Here is a 17,214-nt window from a genome sequence, read left to right on the forward strand (position 1 = left end):
TTCTGATCCATGCGAAGGCTGCAGCGTTTCGTCTGGCTCAAGCTGTGCTCAGGTTGGCTCGGAAGGTACACTTACTGAGCCATCACCGCTGCCGCATACCAGCAAGGCCTCTTGGTATAATCAGCACTGGCTAGACGCGGAAGAACGACATGCAGATTGATCTGAGGGCTGACTTTTTGGATCACGTCGTTGCCGAGTTACAGGCACTTGGCGTCCAGCCACCAAGTAATGACCTAACCGAGTGCGCCCTCCTGCTCTTCAAGTTGGAGCGTCGCTGCCCACATACACGCCCTAGGAACACAGCACTCGCAGCTACGTTCAAAGTACCTGCAGAGTTGCAACGAGGGTTTGACCGGCTAGTAGAGGCCATTCACAGAGGCGACCCACTCAAGCCATACCTCAGCCGTCAAACCTTCAACCCTGCCAAATCGGACGGTCTTCTGGACGACTGGGGCATCCTCCACTTCCACTTGGGGGAGAACATGCAAGCCAGTGGCCTGATCTCCGGCACCAAGGATGTAGCATTCGCACTAGTCAATGACGCTTGTGTTTACTTCATCGACTCCATGCCTCATGGCCCAGATCACCCAGATACCTGGGTTCAAGAAAATCTCGTCCACCTCATTGATCAAAACTGGCCGGAGCTGCTACCCAGCAGTGCAGTAGGAATGACACCAGACCAACTGTCACTGATACAGCGCCGCAATCTGAGAAAAAAACGTGTAAACGTCACCGTATCGAATACCTCAGGCGGCGCATTGTTTGCCCCCGGCGGAGGCTTCATGAGTAATGGCACAGCAATGGCCGACGTTATGAAGCTCCAGCGGCTGTACGCCGAACTGGACTATCTGGAAGCCCTTTTCAGGCAATACGAAGCAGCTATCAGAGAAGCTCTTGGCGAACCTGAGAGCGCCATCAAGCTACAGGGTCGGTTCTGCGGTGGATACGTAAGGATCTACGCCAGCAACGGGGCAGAGCTACAGCTCATCCAAGCAACTACCGGGGCAGAGGAAAACCCAAGAGCCTGACCGGGGCACGAGGGGGAAAGGCGGTCAGAGCACCCCGCTAATGCCGGCTCAAAAATCTCTGTAAAAAATCCGCCCCTCTCCTCACAAGCTGCTAGATGAGTTTAGCCAAAGGCTCATGCACTGGTCGGTGAGGGAGTCGGGCAGATCTAGAACAGCCAAGCAGGGGTTGCCGTGGTACAAAAAACTGGTACAGAATCCAAGGAAACAACTGCAGCAAGTCCAGTAGAATCAAGGCCTTAATGGGTAAGCGATAGCTCCGTGGGTTCGATTCCCATCACCCGCTCCAAATCGCAGAATCTAAAAGCCCCGACCGAGCTCACGCCGTCGGGGCTTTTTTGTTTCTGGCGTCCGCCAGGGTGTCGACAAAGTGTCGAAAACCCTGCCCCAAATAGCAATCCGCACATCAACGCAATAATCCCGATGCCCCAATAATCATCCGGGCGCCCCATCTAACCCAAAACTCCTAATATCTGTAGGAAGATTCCCAAACCTCTGAGCGAATCTTCTGAATTCTTTTCCCGGTGCTATTCTGCGCGCCCTTTTTACTTGCCCGGTTGTCAACGCCACTTTTCTTAAAGTCTGGCGTTTGGGTGTCCTATTGCCTGGAAAAGAGAGTTAAACGCCTATGCCAATCAATGTGCAGCTTGCCGATGACCATCCTCTTACCCTGATCGGGATTCAGACTCTGCTGGATAGCCACCCGGATATTCAGATTGCCGCCAAGGCATTCAGCGTGGATGAGCTGCTGAGCAATTTGCAGGCGTTTCCCTGTGAGGTGTTGCTGACTGACCTGATGATGCCGGGCAGTGAGCAGGTGGACGGTATCCGCCTGATCCGCCGTTTGCGCACGCAGTACCCGCAGATGGGGATTGTGGTGATCACCATGTTGGATAACCCGGCGCTGTTAAACAGCGTGCTTAAGCTGGGGATTCAAGGGCTGGTGAGTAAGCGCGGGCTGATGAATGACTTGCCTAAGGCGGTGAATGCCAGCAACCGGTCACCCTTTATATCGCCTTCGCTGAAGAGCCTGCTGGATACCAGCAAGGCGGTGCACGGCAAGCCGCTGATGGAGCCGGAGCAGTTGACGCCCCGCGAGATTGAGGTGCTGCGCCTGTACGGCAGCGGCATGAGTGTGAACAACATTGCCCAGTACCTGTGCCGCAGTAAGCAGACCATCAGCACACAAAAGAGCAGTGCCATGCGCAAGCTCGGACTGGACACCTCGGCCAGTCTGTTTCTCTACATTCAGGAACACGGCCTCGCCTGAGCCGTGCCCCCGGAGCCTTTTATGTTGTGCACCTTGCCTACCCTGACGCGCCGGGGGTTGCTGTGCTGTGCCTTGTTGTTTGCGACCCTGGCCGCTCTGCTCACCCCGGCCAACAGCCAAGCGGATACGGATGCGGCGTCCATGCTGCCGGTGCCAGCGCCGTCGTTAAACCGTTTGCTGAGTATGCGCAGCAGTTTGCCAAGCCAGACGTTGCGGGTGGCGCGCATCCAGCCTTCGGGACGGGAACAAGAGCGCGCAGAGAATCAGGTGCTTAACAGCATCTCGGACGAGTACCTGAAGCAGATCAGCCGGTACCTTGATCTGAATATTGAGTTCGTTGATGTGGCTTCCCCCCAGGCCGGGGTGGATGCGCTGATCGCCCATCACGTGGATGTACTGACCCGCGCCACGGGTTTCGAGAAACAGAACCCTGGCTTGATGCTGACCCTGCCGTATCTGCCGACTAAGCCGATTGTGATTGGCCGGAGCGCTGATCAGTCCCAGCCGCTGGATTTGAGTGATGTGCAAATTCTGACGTTGGACGAATACCTGCCAGCGGCCAGCGTGCAGGCGGCTTATCCCAAAGCTAAGGTGAGCCTAGTCAGCGACACGCCGATGGCGTTTGAATTACTGGCCAGTGACAAAGCCGATGCCTTTATCGCTGACCAGTTCCGCGCCAATTTGTACCTGCATGAGCGCACCGACCTGCAATTGCAGAACAAGTTTGTCGCTCAGCTGCCACCCACCGGGTTTTCCTTTGCCGTGCGCAATAACGAGCCGGTGCTGCTGGCGTTGATCAACTATGTGTTGCGCAGCATTCCTGAAGCCGAAAAGAACCGGATACAGGAGCAGGCCCGCGACGGCCGATTTCCGTATTTTTATACCGACGCTTACATCCTCACCCCAGCCGAACAGCAATGGCTAAAACAACACCAGCAGATCACTGTACTGGCGGACGATACCCCGGCTTATATGTACCGTTCCCGTGCCGGATATCACTGGGCCGGGCTCAGCGTAAAACTGCTGGAGTCCCTGGAGAGCATCTACGGGCTGAAGGTGAATTTCATGGCCAGCCAGTCGGCAGAGAATGACCTCATCCATCTGCGCAACGGAAGCGCCGATCTTGCCAGCCGCTCGCTGGGTATCCACGACAAAGACGCCCTCTTCACCCTGCCTTACGGCACCCGCAATTGGACCTTCCTGATCCGCGATGGCGACAGCTCCCCTAGCTCACTGGAGGCCATGGAGGGGCGCAAATTAGCGTTGTCCCGCGATCATCCGTTGTACCAGCAGCTGCGCCAGCGCTACCCGAACATCCGCCTCATCGGCACAGAAAACTTCCGCCACTCCATGAGCCTGATCCTGAACCGACAGGTCGATGCCACGCTGGTCAGCACGGCCTCTACTGATCATCAGCCCGAGCCGGGGCTGCAATATGGCCTGTCGATCAAAGCCACGCCAACGCCACACCGTTTTGTTGTCGCGCCTGGTTCACGGGAGTTGATGAGCATCATCAATAAGCTGCTGGATGCGATGTCGCGCAATCCCCAGAGTGAGATTCAGGTCATCGCAGAGACGCCCGGCAACGCACTGTGGAAATGGCTGGCTGACAAAGCCTGGCAGGTCGGGCTGGCGGTGGCGCTGGTGTTTGGTTTGTCGATGCTGTGGAACTGGCGCTTGCAGATTCAGGTGCGAAAACGGATCAGCGCGCAAAACCTCTTGCAAGACAAACTGGCCTTTCAGTTTTCGCTGTTCAACGGTATGCCGACGCCACTTTACGTGTGCGATCTCAAAGGCCGCCTCAACGCGTGTAACCGCGCTTACGAAGAGTTTTTTTCCACCACGCAGGAGTGCGCTGAGGGTGCCTTACCCAGCGAGCAGCAGAGTATTCCCCATGACTTTGCCTTAACCCTGGAAAACGAGCACCAACAGTTACTGCTCGACCATCAGCCGCGCTTTCTCGACACCTGCCTGAGCATCAACGGCGAAGAGCATTACCTGTACCTGTGGCTGGTGCCCTTCTACAACGCCCGTGGCAAGTTGCAAGGCTCGCTAGGGGGCTGGCTGGACATCACCGCACGTAAGCAACTGGAGATCGAGCTGCGCGAAGCCAAGCAAGTCGCTCAGGATGCCAACGCGGCGAAAAGTGAGTTTCTTGCATCCATGAGCCATGAGTTGCGCACACCGCTGAACGCGCTGGTGGGCTTGTTGGAACTGGAAACCAGCGACCGCAAAAACACATCGCGCAACCTACGTATCGCCCAGCAGTCCGCTACGGCGATGATCGACCTGATCGGCAACATTCTCGATCTGGATAAGATCGAAAGCGGGCAAATGCAGCTGGCGCCCCAGCTCACGGCACTTGAGGTGTTACTGAGCAACAGCCTAGGCCTGTTCTCGGCCCAGGCTCAGGAAAAACAGCTGGCACTCAGCCTGGATTTTCAAGCTGACCCTCAACGCTGCTATTGGGTGGACACCCTGCGCCTGCAACAGATCATCCATAACCTGTTGAACAATGCCCTGCGTTTTACTGAGCACGGCAGCGTGCAGCTGCAGGTGCGCGAAACCACCTTAGCGCAAGGCTCCAGCCTGCTCAGGTTCAGTGTCTGCGATACCGGCATTGGGATTCCGCTGGAGTTGCAGCCACAGATTTTCGAGCCCTACCGCCAAGCCACGGCGCAAACCGTGCACTGCTACGGCGGCTCCGGCCTGGGGCTGACCATTTGCAAGCAACTGACCGCCTTGATGGGCGGACGCATTTGGCTGCAAAGCGCACCCGGCGCAGGGTGCAGCGTGCATGTGGAGGTCACGCTTGACTGGCAACACGGCCCGGAACAGCTCTGCGAGGAGCCTGCCACCGATGCGGCCACACAACGTCCGCTGAAGGTATTGGTGGTGGATGATGTGTCCACCAACGGCCTGGTGCTGAGCCTGCAACTGGCTCAGCTTGGCCATCAGGCCGAGCATGTCAGCAGCGGCCAGCAGGCGCTACTGGCCTTGCAACAGGGCGAGTACGACGTGCTGATCAGCGACTGCAACATGCCTGATATGGATGGCTATGCCTTAACCCGTGCCGTACGCGAGCAGGAGCAGCAGGCGTCACTGCCCGCACGCCTGATCATCGGTTACACCGCCAATGCCATGAGCAATGAAGCCGAGCAGTGCCGCGAAGCCGGGATGGATGATCTGATGATCAAACCGGTAACCCTGGCCCGCCTGCGCGAAGCCCTTAGTGGCTTGAGCAGTGCTGATGAAGAAGAGTCCTTGTACAGCCTCGATCATCTTCTGGGTGCAGACCACAACAGCCCACAACTGCGTCAACGCATCCTCACGGAGGTGGTCAGCAATCTGAGTACTGACTGGCAGGCATTGCAGGCGCTGGATTTATCCCGCAACCCAGAGGCCATCCGCGAGGTGAGCCATCGCCTTTCCGGGCTAGCCTGCATGATCGACTCCCACGCGCTGGCGGTGGCTTGTCATGCCCTGGAGCAAAGCCATGAGCAAGACGCTCAGGCCATCCGCCAAGCCCAAACCCGTCTTAAGGAGGCCCTGCATCGCCTGCGCGCAGGGGCTGAAGAGGAACTGGCCAGCCTGGCCTAAAACTCTCGTACTCGTCCAATGGGCCCTATGAGGTGTGATCCGTAGCCTTTGCAGAGTCCCACCCAGGCATCCGTCAGGTGCTCTGAATCCCAACTGACTGTTGCCTGGGTGGTGTCTCAAACAACACAAAGCAAGGCTTATCGAATGTCCAACTCCTCCCGCGCCAACGCCCTTCTGAAGCTGCCTTTGGTACTGGCCATTGGCGCAGCTGCTCTGGCCAGCCAGCAGGCATCTGCTCATGGCTTCGTCGAATCTCCAAAGTCCCGTACCTTCATGTGCCACTCGGAAGGTGGCCAGCTGAATACCAATTGCGGCTCAGTTGCCTATGAGCCACAAAGCGTGGAATACGTTGGCCGTCCTGGCGGCTCTCACTCTCACTTCCCAAGTGATGCACAGGCTTGCACCGGTGACTTCACCAAGTGCGGCCCGGCAGATGGCACCATCGCGGCAGGTGGCCTGTCGGGCTTCTCTGCACTCAACGAGCAGACCGCCACCCGCTGGACTAAAAACCTGGTCAAGCCAGGCCCGCTGAACGTCAGCTGGCTGTACCGTGCATCCCACGCCACTCGCTATTGGCAGTTCTACATCACCAAGAAAGACTGGAACCCTAACCAGCCGCTGACCCGCGCTTCGTTCGAAGCCAAGCCGCTGTTAGATGAAGCCTGGCCAGCCCTGAACGCGCCAGTTCCAAGCGGCCAGCGTACCCATCACACAGTCAACATTCCGGCTGATCGCAGCGGTTACCACGTGCTGCTGGCAACCTGGAAGGTTCACGACACCGACGCCACCTTCTACCAAGTTATTGACCTGGATATCCAAAACGACAACGTAGCCCCGTCCACCTGGAATAACGTGGGTACCGTGCAGCCGGAAGCACTGAGCATCGGCGATAAGGTTAAGACCCGTGTCTTCACCGCCAAAAATGAAGACCAAACCAAGCAGGTCACGTTGGACATCAGCAACGCTGAGCTGGCCAAGGCAGATGTATGGCCATACGAGCTGTCCAAACGCGTCAATGCGGCCAACAAGGGTTACTTGATGGGTGTGGTCAACGCTCAGGATCAAGTTGTACCCACCTATGGCAAGAACGACATTCTGGTTAAGAAAGGCAGCGATATCACCAGCGTGATTATCGAAAAACAACAAGCTGCCAAGCCGGGTGAGCTGAGCATCAGCGGCCTGCAGCCTGAATACCTGATTAAGAACGGCCAAGCTGATATTCACTTCAACGCCATTGCCAAAGGCGGCGAATACACCATCAAAGCCACCGTATTTAACAAAAACAATGAAGTGGTGGCTTACCAGCAGGCTCAGCCTGGCAACACACCGCACTTCTCCATGACTATCAAAGGTCAGAAGCCCGGCGACTTCGACCTAACCGTCGTGGCCACCGGCAAAAACGATGAAGTGTTGCAGCAGAGCCAGCGCTTCAAGCTGAAAGAAGAAACCAACACCGGAGGCGGTAATGGCGGCAGCACCGGCAAGTACGACCACGTATTCCCGGAAGGCCTGAGCAGCTACACCGCCGGCACCGTGGTCCTGCAACCCAAAGATGGCCAGCGCTATCAGTGCAAACCATTCCCGTACAGCGGCTACTGCGTGCAGTGGAAACAAGGCGCTAACGCCTTTGAACCCGGTGTAGGCCACTCCTGGAAGATGGCTTGGGATCGCCTGTAGCCCTCGCCCCTCCCAAAGCCTGGCACCTCGCGTGCCAGGCCCTTGCTGCCCGGTATTGCTATGACTCGTCACTACTCAAGATTGCATGTGCTGCTGCACTGGACCTTTGCCACGATCATCATCTGGGCAACCCTCAGCGGCTTCGCCAACGCGCTGTACTCCTTGCCTGCTTCAGTCAGCAACGCCATCGGTTTTATTAACGTATCCCTGACGGCACTCCTGATCCCGCTGTTTGCCCTGCGCATTCTCTGCGCCCTCGACCGGCGTGAAATGGACAGCGGCCATCGTGGCCTGTGCCTGCTGGCCAAAACCGGTCACCTGCTGCTCTACATCGTCACCGCGCTGACCTTGATAACCGGCGTGCTGATGATGGAGCGCCCAGTGGATATCTTCGGCTTGGTGCAACTGCCCCAGCCTTTGCAAGACCCTGCCCTGACCCGGTTCTTCAACACTCAGCACAAATACGCGTGCATCGTCATGGCGGTGCTGATTGTCGGCCACATTGGCGCCGTCATCGCCCACCACGTCTGCGGCGACAAAATCCTCAAGCGCATGAGCCTGTGAACGTGCCAGCACTCACGCTACGTACACTGATGCGGGGTGCTACAGCCCTGCTTCTGCTGGGTTGGTTGCTCTGGCTCGGGTATGACGCCTGGCAGCAACTGCACACCCTGCAAACCCAAGCCAATATCGCCCCGCCTGTGACACCACCTGCGCCCAGGGAAACCCCTGATCCGCTGGCCATTGCCCAGTTGTTCGGTGTGCTCCCGGAGACGGCAGATGACAGCCGACCCGAAGTGCCATTAAGCGTACTTGCCATCCTTCAGGCACACACCGCTGAGCACTCTCGTGCGCTGATTGCCTCGCCGGAGGGCAGCCGTTTTTACCACCTTGGCGAGCTCCTGCCCGGCGGTGCAGTCCTGCGCCAGATAAATGCCACTGACGTGTTGATTCAGCGCTTGGGCAACGAGCAAAGCCTGCCCCTAAACATCCCAAATTCCAGCCTGCTGACGCCCATTAGCGAGGCTGAACAGCAGCCCGCCGACGCTGCGTCTGGGCGTCTGGTGCAACTTTCCAAGTGACCGTGCGAACGCCATGAAACGAACCTTTATTGCAGGCCCGCTGCTGGCCCTGAGCACCTTGCTGTGCTCCGTCAATGCAGCAGAAAGGACCGACCAGCCGCAGCAATGGACCCTGAACATGCAGGATGCCGAGCTGCGCGATCTGATCAATGAGGTCGGCCAGATCACCGGCAAGACCATGATTCTCGACCCGCAGCTGACAGGCAAAGTCACCGTGCAATCCAGCACGGCCATGGACCAGAAAGGCATCTACTCGCTGTTCCTAACCGTGTTGCGCAGCCAGGGGTACGCCGCCATGGATCAGGGCGACAAGGTGTTGATCTTGCCGGTTGCCGAAGCCAAGACCAAAGCCTACGTACCGGGTAAAGCCAGCGCTGGCGCGTTCATCACTGAAGTGATCGAACTACACAACGCCAACGCCAACGAGATCACCGCCGCGGTACGCCCGCTGGTGGCAGCTGATGCCTACCTGGCGCCGTCCACCACCTCCAATGCACTGGTGATTTCCGACAGCGCCGACAACGTCCAGCGCGTGCGCCAACTGGTGATGCAGCTGGATGTAGCCGGTGGCCGCGAATACAACATTCTGCAGCTCAAGCATGCTTGGGCCAGCGACATTGCCAAGACGCTTAACGACAGCCTCAGCGGTGGCTCCGGCGAGCAGCAGAACAAACAGGCGATTGCCGACACCCGCAGCAACAGCCTGATTCTGGTCGGCCCGGCCTCCCTGCGCCAGCAAATGCAGCAACTGGCACAGCGCCTCGACGTCCCCAACAACGTGGCAGAAAACGCCCGCGTGCGCCGCCTTAATCACAGCGATGCGAAAAAGCTGGAAGAGCTGCTCAGCGGCATCGGCAAACGTATGGAATCCGGCAGCCGCAACGGGCAAGGTCAAGGGCAGGACAATCAGGTGTTGGTGAGCGCCGACGAAAGCCAGAACGCCCTGGTGCTGATGGCCTCCCCGGCGCAACTGGCCACCTTTGAAAGCATCATCAACGAGTTGGATAAACCCCGCGCGCAGGTGCTGGTGGAAGCGGCCATTGTCGAAGTCAGCGGCGACATCAACGAAGCCCTCGGCGTGCAGTGGGCCGGAGCCGATGGCAAATGGGCCGGGGCCACCAACTTCAACGGCGCGGGTATGTCCATCGGCACGTTGCTGGAAAGTCTGGATGCCGATAAGCGCCCGACAATGCCGGACGGCACCCTGATCGGTATCGGCAGCAGCAACTTCGGCGCGCTGATATCGGCACTCTCCAGCGACTCCAACAACAACCTGCTGTCGACCCCTAGCCTGCTGACGCTGGATAACGAACAGGCGGAGATTCTGGTGGGCCAGAACGTGCCCTTCCAAACCGGCTCCTACACCACCGATACCGCAGGCGCCAGCAACCCCTTCACCACGGTTGAACGCAAGGATGTGGGCATCAACCTCAAGGTCACGCCGCACATCAACGAAGGCAACTTCCTGCGCCTGCAAGTCGAGCAGGAAAGCTCCGAGCTGGCCGCTGCGCCACCGGGCATCAGCAGCAATGACCTGATCACCAACAAACGGTCGGTGAAGAGCACCATTCTCGCCAACGACGGGCAGATCATCGTGCTCGGCGGGCTGATCAAGGACAACATCAAGCTGCAAGTCAGCAAGGTGCCGCTGCTGGGGGATATTCCATGGGTAGGCAAGCTGTTCCGCAGTACCAAGGAAGTCACCGAAAAAACCAACCTGATGGTCTTCCTGCGTCCGACGCTGCTGCGCGATACGGTCAATGCCGACAGCCTCAGCGCACAGAAGTACAACAACCTGCGTTCGATCCGCCTTAACGGCAAGAAGACCGACAGCCACCTGCCGCAAAACCCGCACCAGCTGTTTGACTCGAACAGTGCAGGTGATCAGGGCCTGATCGACATTCGCCAACCGGCAGGCAAACGCCCATGAGTCTGGCTGCCACGCCCCGCCTGAGCTTCGCCTACGCCCGCCGTCATGGGGTGATCCTTGAACAACAGGCGGGTGGCAGCATCCTTTACTGCCGGGCTGATACACCCTGGTCGGTACTGGCCGAGGTGCGCCGTGTAAATGGCGCACCGCTGCGCAGTGAAATTCTCGATGAGGCCACCTTTGCCCTGCGCATGGCCGCCCATTACCGCGACGGTCAGAACGATGCGCGGCAAGTGGCGGATGGGTTGGGCGAGCATTTCGACGAAGCCTTCGACCTGGATAACCTAGCCGATCAGTTACCGAAAACCACTGACCTGATGGAGCAGGAAGATGACGCCCCGATCATCCGCCTGATCAACGCCATCCTCGGTGAGGCGGTGAAAAGCAAAGCCTCTGACGTGCATCTGGAAACCTTCGAAGAGCATCTGTCTGTACGCCTGCGTATCGACGGCCTGCTGCGCGAAGTGCTGCGCCCACGCCGCGAACTGGCAGCGCTTTTGGTGTCGCGGATCAAGGTCATGGCCAAGCTGGATATCGCCGAAAAGCGCATCCCGCAGGATGGCCGCATCGCCCTGCGCATTGCCGGGCATGAAGTGGATGTGCGGGTCTCCACCCTGCCCTCCAGCTATGGCGAACGGGTGGTGATGCGCCTGCTCGACAAACAGGCGGGCAGCCTTGATCTGGACCGGCTGGGGCTTAACCCCCAGGTGCGCGAGCGCCTCCACACTGCGCTGCACAAACCCCACGGCATCCTGTTGGTCACCGGCCCCACCGGCTCCGGTAAAACCACCACGCTGTACGCCGGGCTGGCCAGCCTCAACAGCCTGGAACGCAACATCCTGACCATTGAAGACCCGGTGGAATATCACCTCACCGGTATCGGCCAGACTCAGGTCAATGCCAAGGTCGATATGACCTTCGCCCGAGGTTTGCGCGCCATCCTGCGGCAAGACCCGGACGTGGTGATGGTGGGCGAAATCCGCGACCGCGAAACCGCAGAGATCGCCGTGCAAGCCTCCCTCACCGGCCACCTGGTGTTGTCCACCTTGCACACCAACAGCGCCATTGGTGCCGTCACTCGCTTGGTCGACATGGGAATTGAGCCGTTTCTGCTCTGCACCTCGCTGCTCGGGGTGCTGGCTCAGCGGCTGGTGCGTCTGCTCTGCCCGGATTGCAAAGAAGCTCACCCGGCCGACCCACTGGCCTGCGAACGTCTGGGGGCCGATCCGCAGCAGGCTCCGCAGATTTACCACCCAGTCGGCTGCGCCAAATGCCAGCAATCGGGCTATCGCGGTCGTCGTGGCATCTACGAACTGGTGCTGCTGGACGACACCCTGCGCCAGCTCATCCACACCGGCGCTGGTGAACACCAACTCACCGCCCACGCCCGCCAGCACAGCCCCAGCCTCTTTGAAGACGGCCAGCGCATGGTGCTGCAAGGGCTCACCAGCCTTGAAGAACTGTTGCGCGTCACCCAGAAGGATTAACGATGGCGGCCTACGAATACCTGGCCATGGATGGCTCCGGAAAAAAATCCAGCGGCGTGCTCGAAGCCGACAGTACCCGCCAAGCCCGGCAACTACTGCGTGAACGTCAGTTGATTGCGCTTAAGGTCGCCGTACAGGGCAAACGCAGCCTCAGCGCCAGCAACGGCAAGCCGTCTGGCAGGCGCCTGAATAGCGCCGAGCTGGCCTTACTCACCCGCCAGTTGGCCACCCTCGTACAGGCCTCACTGCCTCTGGAAGAAGTGCTGGCAGCCGTGGCGGCTCAGAGCAACAAGCAATTTATAAAAAGCATGCTGCTGGCTATTCGTGGCCGCGTGCTGGAAGGCCACACGCTGGCTCGGGCCTTGGGTGATTACCCCCTTGCATTTCCTGATTTGTACCGGGCCACGGTGGCCGCTGGCGAACGCTCCGGGCATTTGGACCAGGTGCTGCTGAACCTGGCGGACTACACCGAAAGCAGCCAGGCAGCACGGCAGAAAATCCAGCTGGCCATGCTCTACCCGAGCATCCTGATGGTTGCCGCAATCAGCATCGTCGGCTTCCTCATGGGCTTTGTCGTACCGGATGTGATCAAGGTGTTCATCGACAGCGGCCAAGACCTGCCCCTACTCACCCGCGCGCTGGTGGCCAGCAGCAGCTTTCTGCAAAGCAATGGACTGTGGCTGCTGCTGTTGATCGCGTCGCTCGTTACCGCCATTCGCGTATTGCTGCGCAAGCCTGCCTGCCGAGCGCGCTGGCACGAACTGCTGCTGCGCATGCCGCTATTGGGTGAACTGGTGCGAGCCAGCAACTGCACGCGTTTTGTCAGCACCCTGGCGATTCTCGGACGCAGCGGCGTCCCGCTACTGGACGCGCTGGAAATCGCCAGTGAAGTGGTTGCCAATCAGAAAATTCGTACCGGTCTGAAAGACATCGTCAAGGGCGTAAGCGAAGGTATCAGCCTGACCAGAGCCTTGGAACTTAACGGAAGTTTCCCCCCCATGATGCTGTACATGATCGCCAGCGGCGAACGCTCCGGCGAACTGGACAACATGCTCGAACGGGCCTCACGACAACAAGAAGAACAATTGTCCGGGCGCATTGCGCTGCTGATGGGCCTGTTTGAGCCAGCGATGCTGGTGTTCATGGGTGCCTCGGTTCTGGTCATCGTGCTGGCGATCCTGATGCCGATCCTCAGCCTCAACCAACTGATCACCTGACCTGGATTCGCACCGTGTACACACCTCGCAAACAACGTGGCTTCACCATGATTGAGATCATGGTGGTGGTCGTCATCCTTGGCGTACTCGCCGCCTTGGTGGTGCCTCAGATCATGAGCCGCCCTGATCAGGCCAAAGTCACCGCGGCCCAAAGCGACATCAACGCCATCGCCATGGCCCTGGATATCTACAAACTTGATAACCACCACTACCCTTCCACCCAGCAAGGCTTGCAGGCGCTAGTAACTAAACCCGGTGGCAATCCAGCTGCGCGCAACTGGAACCCGGACGGCTACCTCAAGCGTTTGCCCGTCGACCCATGGGGCAACAACTACCAGTACCGCCTGCCCGGCAGCCGGGGTAACGCCTACGACCTGTTCTCCTTTGGCGCAGACAGTAAAGCCGGTGGCGAAGGCCTGAATGCCGAAATCGGCAACTGGGAAAAGTAAACGTGGCCCGACAGCCTGAATGCGGTTTCACCCTGATGGAGCTGCTGCTGGTCATCATGTTGGTTGCCCTGAGCGCCAGCATGATCAGCTTGGTTAGCCCAGAATCCGGCAGCCGCCTGGCCCGTTACGAAGGCCGCCAGTTGCAGGACTTGTTGCAGTCGCTGCGCCATGAGGCGGTGCTCAATTTCAGCGATTACGGCCTGCGTATTGAACCCGCCAGCTACAGCGTTATGCATTTGGATGAACAGGGTCAGTGGCAGCCAGACCAGCGTTTTCGCCTGCATAACCTGCCGCACCTGATGCGCTTTCGCCTTGAACTCAACGAGGCAGGTAGCAGCCTGGGCAATCACGAGGTTGCCAGCGGCGTGCCCCATATTTTGCTGCTTTCCAGTGACGAAATCAGCGCTTTCACCCTCTGGATCGAACAGGACAACAAAGCCCTGTTGAGCCTTTCCAGCGACGGCATTGAGGATGCAGAACTTGAACTTCTCAACTGAACGAGGCTTCACCCTGCTTGAGGTGATGGTGGCCCTGACCATTTTCGCCACCTTGTCGATGGCGCTGTTCAGTGCGCTGCAACATATCACCCGTAGCAGCGCAGCACTCTCTGAGCGCACCCTGGCCATATGGGTCAGCGACAACCGCATGAACGAACTACGCACCGGTATACAGCCAGCGCGGCTTGGTTCGACGCAGGAGCACATCGAGTTTGGCGGCCGCCAGTGGTGGTTGTTCAGCACCATCAAAGCCAGCCGAATCCCGAACCTGCTACTGGTCCAGCTCAAGGTTTCAGCAGAAGAAAACCTACAGCGTGCGCGCCAGTATAGCCGTGCCCAGCTCAGGGGCTTTATCGAGGCACGCCCATGAAACAGCGTGGTTTTACCCTGCTCGAAGTGCTGATCACCATCACCATTTTCGCCATGCTGGCCTTAGCCACCTGGCAGATGCTCGACCGCGTTATGCGCAGCGACAAGCGCCTGGACCAGCACGAAACGCAAATGCGCCGCCTGCAACGGGCCATGAGCATCCTAGAGCGTGATTTGGTGCAGGCTCGCCATCTGCCACTGGCGGACGACCCCAGCCACAGCCAGGCCATGGTCAGCCAACCCGATGGCCTGACCTTAGTCCGTGGCGGTTGGCGCAACCCGCTGGACACACCACGCAGCGAGCTGCTGCAAGTCAGCCACCGCTGGCAAAACGGTGTATGGGTACGGGAAAGCAAAGCCATGACGCCAACCCCAGACGCGGCCAACACCGGCAATGTGCAGCAACTGATGCAGAACGTGGAGTTGAAAAGCCTGCGCTTTGTTGACGGTGCAGGCCAGTTCCATGATTTCTGGCCTGCTGGCAGTGATCGCCTGACCTTGCCCAGTGCCTTTGAGCTGCGCCTGAACACACCCGGTTACCCTGGAATCCGCCGCTTTATCCTGCTGCCGGGAGACCGCACACCAGCCGAGGTGGACGATGAATAAACCCCGCCACCAAATGGGTGTCGCCCTGCTCAGCGTCCTGATGATTACTGCACTGGTGGTGCTTGTAGTCAGCAATATCCTCGCCCGTCAGCGCTTTAACCTGCACAGCAGCGCCAACCTGCAAACCCAGCAAACCCTCTGGCAACTGGCCCTTAGCGGTGAGGTTTTGGCGCAACAAAGGCTGCTGGAAGATGCCCGCAGCGAAGGTGGCCTGTTGATGACTCATTTGGGCCAGAAGTGGGCTCAAAACGCTCCAGTGCTGGACATCGACGGGGCAATAATCCACGTGCGTCTGGAAGACCTCAGCGCCCGCCTTAACCTCAACAGCCTGAGCCAGGGCAACAACCGCACCCAGCGCGCCCGCTATCAGCGCTTGCTGGCTCAGCAAGGCATCAGCGCCCATGATCCGGCGATTTTGTTTAACCAGTCCTCAAGCAACAGGCTGGGCGACATCAGCGAGTTGCGCCAGCTACCCCACGTAAACCGCACAGCCCTGCAACAACTAACACCGCTGGTGGCGGCTTTCGATACCAGCAGCATCAACATCAACACCGCCCCCGCAGAGATCCTCGCCTGTATCGAGGGCATCGACCCGGCCACTGCTCGCACGCTGGCCAAATCACGCCCCGCTAAAGGTTACCCCTCGCTGGAAGCATTTCTCTCCAACCCCATGCTGCAAGGCCGCGATATCAACCCCAGCGGCCTCGGTGTGAGCAGCCGTCAGTTTCGCGCCACCGTGACCGTGGACAGCCAACAACAGCGGCTGAGCCTGGTGAGCGACCTGAGCCTGATCGACAACCACACCGTACAGGTCCGCCAACGCACGCTGCTGCGGGCCCCAGCTGTTACTAACCCCCAAGCGGATAAACCCAAATGAGCCACTGGCTTTACCTGCTGCCGGATGTGCAGCCCACCTGCTGCTATTGGTGGCAGGCCGAAGGTCCACTGCATCAGGGCGATCTGGCACAAGCAGCAGTCGCGCTTGCCGGACAACCACTGACCCTGCTGCTGCCGATGGAAATGGCCAGCTACCACTGCGTCAGCATCCCGCCCCGCAGTGGCCGATGGATGCGCCAAGCCCTGAGCAATGCTGTGGAAGAACAGGTAATCGACGAAATCGACACGCTGCACCTTGCCCATGGCCCGTTGAAGGACAAGGGTCAGTGCGCCGTCGCCGCCATCAACCGTGATGCTTTAAGCCGCTGCCTGGAACAACTCGCTGAAGTAAACCTGCGCCCGTTACGCGCCTACCTGGATGCCGATTGCCTGCCTGCCGACAAAGAGCACGCCCTGGAGTTTGCCGGGCGCTGGCTGCTGGGGGGTGATACCTCGCTACGCTTCGCGCTGACAGCAGATGAGCTGGTGGGGCTTCGTCCCTTTTTGCCTGAAAGCCTGCACTGGCAAAGCCCAGAACCGCCGCTACAGATGACAGCTAGTTGCATCGACTGGCAGCAGCAGGATCAACCCTGGCATGTGCTCAGCCAGGGCTCGTCTGCGGCCATTAACTTGCTTCAGGGGGAGTTCCAGCAACATATCCCACAGCCACCAGCCTGGCGTTTGGTGGTGTCAGCCCTGGTCATTGCGGCCTTTGCCACGCTGCTACAAAGCATCTTTCTGAGCACCTACCTGAACCACCAAAGCGAGCAAATTCAGGCCGAAACCGACGCTCAGTGGCGTCAGCATTTTCCCGATGCCGGGCCGCTGGATGATCTCGCCAGCTACATCAGCAGTCATCAGCACAGCAGCACCACCCACTACAACGGCGTAGCGCTGCGCCTGTCCGAACTGGCTCAGCTGTGGAGCAGCAGCCACGGCGCGCTGGCTCAAGTCCAACGCCTGGACTATCAAGCGGATGAAGGCTGGAGCCTGCAGGTCAACGCGGCGGCTTTTTCCGACCTTCAGCAGCTGCGGGAAAACCTGACCGCTCAAGGGCTGGAGGCCAGCACCGACTCGTCGGTACGCGATATTCAGGGCGTCAGCGCACGCTTTCAGATCAAGGAGTGAC

The 17,214-nt window shown here is 59.0% G+C and carries 15 protein-coding genes; all 15 read left to right on the forward strand.

The window, feature by feature from the left end:
• The first annotated feature begins 149 nt into the window (after nucleotides 1–149).
• The 15 genes from WG219_15190 to gspL all read left to right on the forward strand — a co-directional run bounded on the left by WG219_15190 (nucleotide 150) and on the right by gspL (nucleotide 17,213).
• Nucleotides 150–1,028, forward strand: a complete 879-nt coding sequence (locus tag WG219_15190) for a hypothetical protein (protein WXL24653.1) — start codon at nucleotides 150–152, stop codon at nucleotides 1,026–1,028.
• A gap of 625 nt (nucleotides 1,029–1,653) precedes the next feature.
• Nucleotides 1,654–2,295 carry a response regulator transcription factor gene (locus WG219_15195; protein WXL24654.1) on the forward strand — a complete coding sequence of 214 codons (642 nt, stop codon included), beginning with the start codon at nucleotides 1,654–1,656 and terminating at the stop codon, nucleotides 2,293–2,295.
• 21 nt (nucleotides 2,296–2,316) lie between these two features.
• Nucleotides 2,317–5,895 carry a transporter substrate-binding domain-containing protein gene (locus tag WG219_15200; protein ID WXL24655.1) on the forward strand — a complete coding sequence of 1,193 codons (3,579 nt, stop codon included), beginning with the start codon at nucleotides 2,317–2,319 and terminating at the stop codon, nucleotides 5,893–5,895.
• A 144-nt stretch (nucleotides 5,896–6,039) separates the two neighbouring features.
• The gene (gene gbpA, locus WG219_15205; protein WXL24656.1) at nucleotides 6,040–7,572 is read left to right on the forward strand and encodes an N-acetylglucosamine-binding protein GbpA; all 1,533 of its coding nucleotides are present in this window, start codon (nucleotides 6,040–6,042) and stop codon (nucleotides 7,570–7,572) included.
• A 60-nt stretch (nucleotides 7,573–7,632) separates the two neighbouring features.
• The gene (locus tag WG219_15210) at nucleotides 7,633–8,136 is read left to right on the forward strand and encodes a cytochrome b/b6 domain-containing protein (GenBank protein WXL24657.1); all 504 of its coding nucleotides are present in this window, start codon (nucleotides 7,633–7,635) and stop codon (nucleotides 8,134–8,136) included.
• Between the two features lie 2 nt (nucleotides 8,137–8,138).
• Nucleotides 8,139–8,654 (forward strand): type II secretion system protein N, encoded by a 516-nt coding sequence (locus WG219_15215; GenBank protein ID WXL24658.1) that lies wholly within the window; start codon nucleotides 8,139–8,141, stop codon nucleotides 8,652–8,654.
• A gap of 13 nt (nucleotides 8,655–8,667) precedes the next feature.
• Nucleotides 8,668–10,584, forward strand: coding sequence for a type II secretion system secretin GspD (gene gspD / locus WG219_15220; GenBank protein ID WXL24659.1), 1,917 nt, complete (start codon nucleotides 8,668–8,670; stop codon nucleotides 10,582–10,584).
• Entirely contained in the window at nucleotides 10,581–12,071 is a 1,491-nt protein-coding gene (gene gspE, locus WG219_15225; GenBank protein WXL24660.1) for a type II secretion system ATPase GspE, read from the forward strand. The genes gspD and gspE overlap by 4 nt, the downstream gene beginning before the upstream one ends.
• Nucleotides 12,072–12,073: 2 nt before the next feature.
• Nucleotides 12,074–13,288 (forward strand): type II secretion system inner membrane protein GspF, encoded by a 1,215-nt coding sequence (gene gspF / locus WG219_15230; GenBank protein WXL24661.1) that lies wholly within the window; start codon nucleotides 12,074–12,076, stop codon nucleotides 13,286–13,288.
• A gap of 14 nt (nucleotides 13,289–13,302) precedes the next feature.
• Nucleotides 13,303–13,737 carry a type II secretion system major pseudopilin GspG gene (gspG, locus tag WG219_15235; GenBank protein ID WXL24662.1) on the forward strand — a complete coding sequence of 145 codons (435 nt, stop codon included), beginning with the start codon at nucleotides 13,303–13,305 and terminating at the stop codon, nucleotides 13,735–13,737.
• Between the two features lie 2 nt (nucleotides 13,738–13,739).
• A complete protein-coding gene (gene gspH / locus WG219_15240; protein WXL24663.1) occupies nucleotides 13,740–14,234 on the forward strand; it encodes a type II secretion system minor pseudopilin GspH in 495 nt (164 codons plus the stop codon).
• Complete coding sequence (gene gspI, locus WG219_15245) at nucleotides 14,218–14,604, forward strand: type II secretion system minor pseudopilin GspI (protein ID WXL24664.1); 387 nt, start codon at nucleotides 14,218–14,220, stop codon at nucleotides 14,602–14,604. Before gspH ends, gspI begins: the two co-directional genes overlap by 17 nt.
• Nucleotides 14,601–15,209, forward strand: a complete 609-nt coding sequence (gene gspJ / locus WG219_15250) for a type II secretion system minor pseudopilin GspJ (GenBank protein WXL24665.1) — start codon at nucleotides 14,601–14,603, stop codon at nucleotides 15,207–15,209. Before gspI ends, gspJ begins: the two co-directional genes overlap by 4 nt.
• Nucleotides 15,202–16,086 carry a type II secretion system minor pseudopilin GspK gene (gene gspK, locus WG219_15255; GenBank protein ID WXL24666.1) on the forward strand — a complete coding sequence of 295 codons (885 nt, stop codon included), beginning with the start codon at nucleotides 15,202–15,204 and terminating at the stop codon, nucleotides 16,084–16,086. The genes gspJ and gspK overlap by 8 nt, the downstream gene beginning before the upstream one ends.
• Nucleotides 16,083–17,213 carry a type II secretion system protein GspL gene (gene gspL / locus WG219_15260; GenBank protein ID WXL24667.1) on the forward strand — a complete coding sequence of 377 codons (1,131 nt, stop codon included), beginning with the start codon at nucleotides 16,083–16,085 and terminating at the stop codon, nucleotides 17,211–17,213. Before gspK ends, gspL begins: the two co-directional genes overlap by 4 nt.
• The last annotated feature ends 1 nt before the right edge of the window (nucleotide 17,214 follow it).

This window comes from Pseudomonas mendocina, from assembly GCA_037482215.1.
GTDB classification, from domain to species: Bacteria; Pseudomonadota; Gammaproteobacteria; order Pseudomonadales; family Pseudomonadaceae; genus Aquipseudomonas; species Aquipseudomonas mendocina_E.